This window comes from Pseudomonas sp. BN417 (assembly GCF_029871205.1).
In the GTDB taxonomy this organism is placed as follows: Bacteria; Pseudomonadota; Gammaproteobacteria; order Pseudomonadales; family Pseudomonadaceae; genus Metapseudomonas.
Map to the genome: position 1 here is coordinate 1 of NZ_SSOJ01000045.1, position 10,606 is coordinate 10,606.

At 65.2% G+C, this 10,606-nt stretch carries 7 protein-coding genes and 1 pseudogene; 5 read left to right on the forward strand and 3 right to left on the reverse strand.

Going from position 1 to position 10,606, the window contains the following annotated elements:
* Both E8F11_RS04345 and E8F11_RS04350 read left to right on the forward strand, forming a co-directional pair.
* A pseudogene (locus E8F11_RS04345) lies at positions 1-247 on the forward strand (penicillin-binding protein 1C); the annotation flags it as partial.
* A 137-nt stretch (positions 248-384) separates the two neighbouring features.
* Complete coding sequence (locus tag E8F11_RS04350; protein WP_280287587.1) at positions 385-2,316, forward strand: methyl-accepting chemotaxis protein; 1,932 nt, start codon at positions 385-387, stop codon at positions 2,314-2,316.
* A 160-nt stretch (positions 2,317-2,476) separates the two neighbouring features.
* On the opposite strand, the gene E8F11_RS04355 is transcribed toward E8F11_RS04350, so the two are convergent.
* Together E8F11_RS04355 and E8F11_RS04360 are read right to left on the reverse strand one after the other, a co-directional pair.
* Positions 2,477-3,604 carry a GGDEF domain-containing protein gene (locus E8F11_RS04355; protein WP_280287588.1) on the reverse strand — a complete coding sequence of 376 codons (1,128 nt, stop codon included), beginning with the start codon at positions 3,602-3,604 and terminating at the stop codon, positions 2,477-2,479.
* A gap of 85 nt (positions 3,605-3,689) precedes the next feature.
* Entirely contained in the window at positions 3,690-4,136 is a 447-nt protein-coding gene (locus E8F11_RS04360; RefSeq protein ID WP_280287589.1) for a DMT family transporter, read from the reverse strand.
* Positions 4,137-4,563: 427 nt separating this feature from the next.
* Here E8F11_RS04360 and fdnG point away from each other — a divergent pair, with 427 nt between their 5' ends.
* The 3 genes from fdnG to E8F11_RS04375 all read left to right on the forward strand — a co-directional run bounded on the left by fdnG (position 4,564) and on the right by E8F11_RS04375 (position 9,366).
* On the forward strand, positions 4,564-7,638 hold the full coding sequence (fdnG, locus tag E8F11_RS04365; protein WP_280287590.1) for a formate dehydrogenase-N subunit alpha: 3,075 nt from the start codon (positions 4,564-4,566) through the stop codon (positions 7,636-7,638).
* Positions 7,639-7,649: 11 nt separating this feature from the next.
* Positions 7,650-8,576, forward strand: coding sequence for a formate dehydrogenase subunit beta (fdxH, locus tag E8F11_RS04370; protein WP_280287591.1), 927 nt, complete (start codon positions 7,650-7,652; stop codon positions 8,574-8,576).
* Positions 8,577-8,733: 157 nt separating this feature from the next.
* A complete protein-coding gene (locus E8F11_RS04375; protein ID WP_280287592.1) occupies positions 8,734-9,366 on the forward strand; it encodes a formate dehydrogenase subunit gamma in 633 nt (210 codons plus the stop codon).
* A 136-nt stretch (positions 9,367-9,502) separates the two neighbouring features.
* Here E8F11_RS04375 and E8F11_RS04380 read toward each other — a convergent pair whose 3' ends face one another.
* Positions 9,503-10,483 (reverse strand): IS110 family transposase, encoded by a 981-nt coding sequence (locus E8F11_RS04380; RefSeq protein ID WP_280286854.1) that lies wholly within the window; start codon positions 10,481-10,483, stop codon positions 9,503-9,505.
* Between the last annotated feature and the right edge of the window lie 123 nt (positions 10,484-10,606).

A 10,606-nucleotide genomic window follows, 5' to 3' on the forward strand; every position in this document is an offset into this window, starting at 1 on the left:
CATCGTCGGAGTGCGCGAGGGCGACCAGCTGCGCCGCCCCTCCGGCAGCGCTGAACCCCTGCGCCTGAAGCTCTCCGCCCTGGGGGGCAGCGGCCGGCTCTGGTGGTTCCTGGACGGCGCGCCGATCACGGCAATTGCCGCGGATGAAAGCTTCAACCAGGTATTCAGGCGCAGTGGCCGGCACCAGTTGAGCGTGCTCGACGAAGCCGGTCAGACCGCTCGTCTGGAGTTCGCCATCGTCGAGTGATGGGGCATCAAGTCCCTTGCGTTAGCTGCCGATAAAGTTTGTCTGCAAAGTCAGGAAAAGTTGTTGATCATCCTGTATACAATCCTTCCCCCGTGACCGGCAGATCGCCTCTAACAAGAATCCAAGGAGACAACTCCATGCGCCTCTGGCAACGCAGCATTCAGTGGCAGCTGATCTTCAGCATGGGCGCGGCCCTGCTCGCCGGCATCCTGATCGTCATCGGTATCTACTCGGTTCTGATGAACCGCCTGACCGAACGTTTCCTGCTGGATGAAGCCTTGCCCGCCCGCGTACAGGCCATCGGCAATGCCCTTGAGCGCACCCTGGCCGCGCCCATCACCGCCAACGCCGGCATCGCCGAGAACGCCCTGGTGCAGGACTGGCTGGCCGAAGGCGAGGACCCGGCCCGCGCCGAGGCCTTCGCCCGCTACCTGGAAGGCGTGCGCGCCCAACAGAACGCCATGACCACCTCCATCGCCGTGCTGGACAGCGGCCACTACTACACCAGCACGGGCCTGGCGCGCACGATCGACCGCAGCCAGCCGGAGAACCAGTGGTTCTACAGGCTGGCGGACAGCGACCGGAACCGGGTGCTGGAAATCGACATCGACAAGGGCACCCGCCAGCCGACCCTGTTCATCAACCAGCGCATCATCCGCAACGGCAAGACGCTGGGCGTGTCGGGCCTGGGCTACAGCTTGCAGTCCATGTCCGAGATGATCCGCGACTTCCGCTTTGGCGAGCGCGGCCGGGTGTTCCTGATGGACCGCGAGGGCAGCATCAAGGTCCACCCCGACGCCGCCCTGAACGGCAGCGGCCGCCTGGCCGAGGTCTTCGGCGCCGGCCCGGCCGCCGAACTGCTGGGCGCTGGCAGCAAGGCCATCCGCTTCAGCCGCGATGGCGAGGACTTCCTCGCCCTGGCCCGGCCGCTGGAAAGCCTCGGCTGGCTGCTGGTGAGCGAAGTGCCGGAGGCGGAAATCTACGCCGAGGCGCGCCAGGCCATGTGGACCAGCAGCCTGGCCGGTTTCGGCGTGCTCGCGCTTTGCCTGCTGCTGGTGGTGCTGCTGGCTCGTGGGCTGGTTCGGCCGATCCGCCAGGTCACCTCCGCGCTGGTGGAAATTGGCGGTGGTGGCGGCGACCTGACCTGTCGCCTGGACGAATCCCGCGCCGACGAACTGGGCGATCTGGCCCGTGGCTTCAACCGCTTCCTGGGAAGCCAGCGCAGCCTGATCGGCGAAGTGCTGGACACCAGCGAGCGGCTGCACAAGGTGGTCGGCCAGGTGGCCCAGGTGGTGGACAACACCGCCGGCCGCGCCGGCCAGCAGCAGGAAATGACCGATATGGTGGCCACCGCCGTGCACGAGATGGGCCTCACCGTGCAGGAGATCGCCCGAAATGCCGGCGCCGCCGCCCAGGCGTCACAACACGCCCGCGACGAATCCCTGCAGGCACGCCGGGTGGTGGGCGAGTCGGTCGACCACATCGAAAAGATGTCCAGCGAGATCGGCCTCGCCGCCTCGGCGGTGAGCGAACTGGCCAGCCAGGTGGCGTCCATCGACCAGGTGCTGGCGGTAATCCGCGGCATCTCCGAACAGACCAACCTGCTGGCGCTGAACGCCGCCATCGAAGCCGCACGCGCTGGCGAGATGGGCCGCGGCTTCGCGGTGGTCGCAGATGAAGTCCGCACCCTGGCCAGCCGCACCCAGGCTTCCACCGACGAAATCCAGCAGATGATCCAGCGCCTCAAGCACGGCGCCGAGACGGCCGTGTATTCCATGCACGCCGGCCAGTCCGCCACCGGTACCGGCGTCGAGGCGAGCCAGCGCACCGGCACTTCCCTGGGCGCCATCACCGACCAGGTAGAGCGCATCAGTGACATGAACCACCAGGTGGCGGCGGCGACCGAGGAGCAGTCCTCGGTGACCGAGGAAATCAACCGCAACGTCCAGGGCATTGCCGACCTGGCCCACGCCACCGCCAGCGAAGTGCGCGGCTGCCGCGAGGAATGTCAGACCCTCAGCCGCCTGGCCGGCGACCTGGCGCAGCAGATGAGCAGGTTCAGGTTGTAAGCAGGACGGGGCGGGACGGACAGGGAGCGTTCCCGTAGGTTGTGGCTGAGCGAAGCGAAGCCCAACATTTCTGGGTCGCCCCGTCTTGGCAGGACTGCGTCCTGCTTCGCGAATGAATTCGCCCCCACAAAGGGCGATGCCGGGGCAGGGCGGCGCAGCCTCAGTCGACGGCCAACTCCAACCTGTCGCGCCCCAGCGCCTTGGCCCGGTACAGGGCATCGTCCACGCGCTTGAAGAAGGCCTCGGCGCTGCCACCATCGCGCTCGTCGAAGCAGCCCAAGCCGAGGCTGGCGGTGATCGGCAGGTGCTGGTCGCCGAGCTGGAAGCCGCGGTTGGCCAGGTCCTCGCGGAACTGCTCGGCCAGCTGCCGGGCCTGCTCCATGCCGGTGTCCGGCATCAGCACGCCGAACTCCTCGCCACCCAGGCGCAGCAGGGCATCGCTGTCGCGGCGGAACACCTCGCGCATGCGCTCGCCGAAGGCGCGCAGGCAGGCGTCGCCCATGCTGTGGCCATGCTCGTCGTTGATGCGCTCGAAGAAGTCGATGTCCACCAGCAGCAGCGACAGCTCGCTGCCATGGCGCTGGGAGCTGGCGCACATGGCCGGGAACAGGTTGTTGAACTGGTAGCGGTTGCCCAGTTGGGTCAGGCCGTCGGTGCGGCTCAGGGTGTCCAGCCGTTGGCGCTGCTCCAGCAGCTGCAGTTCCAGCTCGAGCATGGCGCCGTATTCGCGGTGGCTGCGGTTGAGCGCCAGCAGCAGGTAGCTGAGGTAGAACACCAGGGTGATCAGCTCGGCGCGGGAGCCCTCGGGATCGAGGCCCAGGGTCACAAGGCCCGGCACGTAGAGCAGCAGGATGGCCAGTGCCGCGCGGCGTCGGCGCATGGCGAAGTTGAAGGTCATCGCCGTGCTGAAGGCGATGGTGGCCAGGGTGGCGATCAGGCTGGATGGCTGGAAGGATGGCGCCATCAGCACCCAGGCGTGGGCCAGGCCCCAACCCAGGGACGACAGCAGAATCACGCCCCAGTGCCGGTCCAGCCAGAGCTTCAGCTCCAGTTCGTTGCCCGCTTCCGGTGGGAGGTGGAGCAGGCGCGCGGCCAGCAGCAGGCCGAAGAACGCGCTGCCGCCCAGCCCCACCACCAGTTGCTGCGCCGGCTCGGCGCTGAACTGCCAGCACAGCAGCCAGGCGAGGAGGTAGTAGATGCCGCCCAGCCGCGTGCGCGTACTGGTGTCCTGCACTTCGCGCCAGAGGCTGAAATGTGCCGGAGACTGCGTGAGATCGGCGTCGCTCATCTTTCTGTGATCACAGATACAGCAGAGGTCGGCTGAGCTTAGTCCTTCTGTCCTGGCAATAACATCAGAATGATATTGCCGCTGATCAGCCCCGACGAATGAGCCAGACGCCGCCGATGATCAACGCCAGACCGGCCAGCTTGCCAGCGCTGATGGGCGCTTCGCGGAAGCCGGCCCAGCCGAAATGGTCCAGCATCAGCGCCATGCTCAGCTGACCGGCGAGCACCAGCGTCATGAACAGCAATGCGCCGATGCGTGGCGCGGCGAAGGCAGCGGTGGCGATGAACACCGCGCCCAGGAGGCCGCCGCCCCATTGCCACCAGCTCAGGCCCTTGAGTGCGTCCAGGGTCGGTAGCTCGCGCTGCACCAGCACGACCGCGAGCAGGGCGACGGTACCGACCGCGAAGGACACCAGGGCCGCGCACATCACGCTGGAAATCTGTTTCGCCAGTTGGCCGTTGATGCCGGCCTGCAGGGGCAGGAAGGCGCCGGCGACGAAGGGCAGGGCGAGCAGCCACCAGGCCTTGGGCATGGCGATCTCCGGAAATCGAGGGGCACACAGTATGCCCGAGGCGTCTGTGCCGGGGAAAATCATCACCGCAGAGCCAGGGGGGCGGGCATGGCCCGTCAGCAGCTGTCAGCATTTGCCCCTGGCGCCATCGATGGGCCTGGATCATCTGGCGAAGCGTCTGAAGGACTTTGCGGATTGGGAGATGTGAGCTGTGTCTGGTGGCTCAACACTCTGTGGGCGACTTCATCCGCCAAAGGCGGCTCGACTGCCCTTGGCTGGGCTGGAGGGAAAACCCGCGGTTTGAATCCGACACCATGGGACGGCTCCTACAGGAGCACCCGCGCTGCTGGCTCCTTCTGGCATTACCCCCGAAGCTGGCTAACCTTCTAAGAGATATGTGCCCGGCAATGTACCGGGCCGGGTCTGCCTGATGAGGTGGGAAAGCACGATGGACATGAACCGTCGACAATTCTTCAAGGTCTGTGCCGTGGGCCTTGGAGGATCAAGCCTGGCGGCTCTGGGGGTGGCACCCCCGGAAGCCTTCGCCGACCAGGTCCGGCACTTCAAGCTGGCGCGTACCATCGAGACGCGCAACACCTGCCCGTACTGCTCGGTCGGCTGCGGCCTGATCATGTACAGCCAGGGCGATGCGGCGAAGAACGTCGCGCAGAACATCATCCATATCGAGGGCGATGCGGACCACCCGGTCAACCGCGGCACCCTCTGCCCGAAAGGCGCGGGCCTGTTGGACTTCATCCACAGCCCCAACCGACTCAAGTACCCCGAAATACGCGAGCCCGGCTCCAGCGAGTGGAAGCGCATCGAGTGGGATGACGCCCTCGACCGCATCGCCAAGCTGATGAAGACCGACCGCGATGCCAACTTCGTCGAGAGGAATGCCCAGGGCCAGACGGTAAACCGCTGGCTCACCACCGGCTTCCTCGCGGCATCGGCATCGTCGAACGAGTCCGGCTACATCACCCACAAGGTGGTGCGTTCCCTCGGCATGCTGGGGTTCGATAACCAGGCTCGTGTCTGACACGCCCCGACGGTAGCAGGTCTTGCTCCGACGTTTGGCCGTGGCGCCATGACCAACCACTGGGTCGACATCAAGAATGCCGATCTGGTGCTGATAATGGGCGGCAACGCCGCCGAAGCCCACCCCTGCGGCTTCAAGTGGGTCACCGAAGCCAAGGCGCACAACAAGGCCCGCCTGATCGTGGTCGATCCGCGCTTCACCCGATCGGCCTCTGTGGCGGACTACTACGCGCCCATTCGCACCGGTACCGATATCGCCTTCCTCGGCGGCCTGATCAACCATCTGATCAGCCACGACAAGATCCAGCACGAGTACGTGCGCAATTACACCGACGCGCCCTTCATCGTGAACGAAGGCTTCAGCTTCAAGGACGGCCTGTTCAGCGGTTACGACGAAGCCAAGCGCTCCTACCCCGACAAGTCCACCTGGAGCTATGCCAAGGGAGACGACGGCTACGTGCTGTCCGACCCGACCCTGCAGGACCCGCGCTGTGTGTTCCAGCTGATGAAGCAGCACTACAGCCGCTACACCCCGGAACTGGTCAGCAGCATCTGCGGTACGCCGAAGGCGTTGCTGGAGCAGGTCTGGGGCCTGGTCGCCGAAACGTCCGACCCGACCAAGGTCATGACCATCATGTACGCCCTGGGCTGGACCCAGCACTCGGTGGGCTCGCAGATGATCCGCACCGGCGCCATGGTGCAGCTGCTGCTGGGCAACATCGGCATGCCCGGCGGAGGGATGAACGCCCTGCGCGGCCACTCCAACATCCAGGGGCTGACCGACCTGGGTCTGCTCTCCAGCTCCCTGCCGGGCTACCTGACCCTGCCGGCCGAAGCCGAGCAGGACTACGCGGCTTACATCGACAAGCGCGCCAGCAAGCCCATTCGGCCGGGGCAGATGTCCTACTGGCAGAACTACGGCAAGTTCCACGTCAGCCTGATGAAGGCCTGGTTCGGCAAGTCGGCAACCGCCGAGAACAACTGGTGCTATGACTGGCTGCCCAAGCTCGATGTACCGGCCTATGACGTGCTGCGCTACTTCGACCTGATGTCCCAGGGCAAGGTGAACGGTTACTTCTGCCAGGGCTTCAACCCCATCGCCGCCTTCCCCAACAAGGCCAAGGTCACTGCCAGCCTGGCCTCGCTCAAGTACCTGGTGATCATGGACCCGTTGGCCACCGACACCTCGGAGTTCTGGCGCAATGCCGGGGAGTTCAACGACGTCGACACCGCCAGCATCCAGACTACGGTGTTCCGCCTGCCCACCAGCTGCTTCGCCGAGGAGGACGGCTCCCTGGTCAACAGTGGGCGCGTGCTGCAATGGCACTGGAAGGGCGCCGAGCCGCCCGGCCAGGCGCGCACGGACATTGCCATCATGGGCGGCCTGTTCCATCGCCTGCGCAATCTCTACGCGAAAGAGGGCGGGGCCTTCCCGGACCCGATCCTCGGCCTCGACTGGGGCTACCAGCGTCCCCATGATCCATGGCCCGACGAGCTGGCCCGCGAGTTCAACGGCAAGGCCCTGGCCGACCTCACCGACCCGGCCACCGGTGCCGTGCTGCTCAAGGCCGGCGAGCAGATTCCCGGTTTCGGCGTGCTGCGCGACGACGGCAGCACCGCCAGCGGCTGCTGGATCTTCGCCGGCTGCTGGACGGCCGCCGGCAACCAGATGGCCCGCCGCGACAACGCCGACCCCTACGCCATGGGCCAGACCCTCGGCTGGGCCTGGGCCTGGCCGGCGAACCGGCGCATCCTCTACAACCGCGCCTCGGCCGACCCTTCCGGCAAGCCGTGGGATGCAGAGAAGAAACGCCTGGTGTGGTGGAACGGCAAGGCCTGGACCGGCACCGACGTGCCGGACTACAAGGTCGACGCGGCGCCCGAGGCGGGCCTGAGCCCCTTCATCATGAACCCCGAGGGCGTAGCGCGCTTCTTCGCCGTGGACAAGATGAACGAGGGGCCGTTCCCCGAGCACTACGAACCCTTCGAGACGCCTGTCGGGCGCAACCTGCTGCATCCGGAGAGCCCCAACGTCACCAGCAGCCCGGCGGCGCGGGTGTTCAAGGGCGACCTGGAAATGTTCGGCAAGGCGGACCAGTTCCCCCATGTGGCCACGACCTACCGCCTCACCGAGCACTTCCACTACTGGACCAAGCACTGCCGGCTGGCCGCGATCACCCAGCCCGAGCAGTTCGTCGAGATAGGCGAAGCCCTGGCCAAGGAACTGGGCGTCGCCGCCGGCGAGCGGGTCAAGGTCACCTCCAACCGCGGCTTCATCAAGGCGGTGGCGGTGGTGACCAAGCGCCTGTCACCGCTGACCGTGGACGGCAAGACTGTCCATCAGGTCGGCATCCCGCTGCACTGGGGCTTCTCCGGCGTGGCGCGCAACGGCTACCTGATCAACACCCTGACTCCTTTCGTTGGCGACGGTAATACGCAGACGCCGGAGTTCAAGTCGTTCCTGGTCAAGGTGGAAAAGGCATGAGGAGCTGAGCCATGGCATCACAAGACATCATCGCCCGCTCCGCCACCACCACGCCGATGCCCTCGGTGCGCGAGATGGATGAAGTGGCAAAACTCATAGACGTGTCCAAGTGCATCGGCTGCAAGGCCTGCCAGGTGGCGTGCTCGGAATGGAACGACCTGCGTGACGAGGTCGGCCACAACCACGGCACCTACGACAACCCAGCAGACCTCACGGCCAATACCTGGACGCTCATGCGCTTCACCGAGTACGAACCGGAGGCGGGTAAGCTGGAGTGGCTGATCCGCAAGGACGGCTGCATGCACTGCGACGACCCGGGCTGCCTGGCGGCCTGCCCGAGCCCCGGCGCCATCGTCAAATACGCCAACGGCATCGTCGACTTCAACCAGGACAAGTGCATCGGCTGCGGCTACTGCATCACCGGCTGCCCCTTCAATATCCCGCGCATCTCGCAGAAGGACCACAAGGCCTACAAGTGCACCCTCTGCTCCGACCGGGTTTCGGTCGGGCTGGAGCCGGCCTGCGTGAAGACCTGCCCGACCGGCGCCATCGTTTTCGGCACCAAGGAAGACATGAAGGAGCACGCCGCCGAGCGGATCGTCGACCTCAAGTCCCGTGGCTTCGAGCATGCCGGCCTCTACGACCCGCCGGGCGTTGGCGGCACCCACGTGATGTATGTGCTGCACCACGCCGACAAGCCCTCGCTCTACGCCGGCCTGCCGGACGACCCGACCATCAGCCCCATGGTCAGCCTGTGGAAGGGCGTGACCAAGCCGTTGGGCCTGCTGGCGATGGGCGTGGTGGCGCTGTTCGGCTTCTTCCACTACGTGCGGGTCGGCCCCAACCGCGTGGAGGAAGACGAAGCGCCTCAGGGCGACGTGACCGTCCAGAAAGTTGACCCCTCGGCGAACAAGTTCGATCCCAAGGCGCCGAGTTGACGTAGACACAAGACCGCCCCCTCTCCCTCTGGGGCGAATAGGCATGTATTTGGAAGCACCGCTTCCTGTGCCTATGAGCAACTGAACGCGAAGCGTTCAGGCCGGGGCGCAGAGCGGGGCTGGGGTGAGGGAAGACCACCCCGGTATGGAGCCCGACATGAACAAAGACATCGAACGCTACACCCCCTCCGAACGCAGCAACCACTGGGCGGTGGCCATCCTCTTCGTGCTCGCCGGGCTCTCCGGCCTGGCGCTGTTCCACCCGTCCCTGTTCTGGTTGAGCAACTTCTTCGGCGGCGGGCCCTGGACGCGCATCCTGCACCCCTTCCTGGGCGTCGCCATGTTCCTCTTCTTCATCTGGCTGGCCATGCGCTTTGCCCACCACAACCGCTGGGAAAAGAACGACAGCCAGTGGCTGAAACAGTGGAAGGACGTGGTGAACAACCGCGAGGACAATCTGCCCGAAGTCGGCCGCTACAACGCCGGACAGAAGCTGCTGTTCTGGGTGCTGCTGCTCTGCATGCTGGTGCTGCTGCTGACCGGCGCGGTGATCTGGCGGGAGTACTTCAGCCACCTATTCGGCATCGAGCTGATCCGCATCTCGTCCCTGCTGCACGCCTTCGCCGCCTGGGTGCTGATCTGCAGCATCATCGTCCACATCTACGCCGGCATCTGGGTCAAGGGCTCCGTCAGCGCCATGCTCCATGGCTGGGTCAGCAGGGGCTGGGCACGCAAGCACCACGGCGCCTGGTACAAGGAAGTCAGCAAGGAGGAGGGCGGCAAACGCTGAGCTTTTCTTTGGGGGCGAATTCATTCGCCAAGGGCCGCGAAGCGACCTCGTAGGTTGGGCAGAGCTCCGCGAAGCCCAACGATCCCAAGCACAGGTTCGTAGATACCATCTCTCCGATCAGATGCAACCGACCCTTTCAGGTCGGTTGCGGCTGATAGGGTGTCTGCGTCTTGAGCACACCATAGGCAATCTGCAGCAGCTTGCGCATGGCCGCGCCCAGGGCGCTCATCTTGGCTTTCCCGCGTGCCAGCAGACGCTGGTAAAGCGCTTTGACCGTGGGATTGTGCTGTTTGGCCACAATGGCCCCCATGTAGAGCTTGGCCCGCAGCCGAGGCTGCCCCGCTTTGGTCAAGCGTGGTTTGCCTTTTACCGACGTCCCCGAGTCCCAGGGGCGTGGAACCAGGCCCGCATAGGCCGCGCATTGTCGGGCACAGCCAAAGTCGCGGCTGTGCAGAAACGCCAGCAGGTGGCGGGAAAGGACATCCCCGATGCCCTGGATGCTCCGCAGCAGCTCCCGGTTGCGTTTGAGCTGGTCGTGCCGGTCGATGTGGTCGTCGATCTCCTGCTTCAGGCGTTCGGCCTCCTGACGCAGGGCACTGAGCATCGTATCGATGGAGGCCACTACGCTGAGGCTGGCCTGACTGACCTCGGCTTTTTCCCGCCGGTTCAGTTCGCGCTGGAGGTCCTCCTGCAACGCCTCATACCGCACGATCATCGCTTTCAGCTCGCGGATCTCCCGCGCCTCCGGCAACCAGCGTCGGGCCTTTTGGGTCGCGCCAAAACGGGCGAGCACCAGGCTGTCCTGCTTGTCCGTCTTACCGCGAATACCCAGGCTGCGCGCATATTCGCGGACTTGCGCCGGGTTCAGGACGAAGACCTGAACGCCACGGTCGTGCAGGTAATACGCCAAGGATTCGTGGTAGACCCCGGTGGCCTCAAGGAACACCTTCAGTTCCCCGGCGGCAACGCCACTGTGGGTGCAGCACCACTCGATCAAGGCGGCAAAGCCGTCTACTTGATTGGTAAATACCTTGGTCTTGACCTTCAGACTGTCCGGGTCGCGTAACCACAGACAGTCGAGCTTTTGCTTGCTGACATCGATTCCAATAACCGCCATCTCTCGATCCTTGCCTTGTTCATGCAGCCTCACTCCGGTGGAGGGGCTTGGATACCATTCAGGAGTTGGAGAAGAGGGCCGGGAGCACAATCTACGAAACAGAGTCGAGCTCTCAGGATGGGA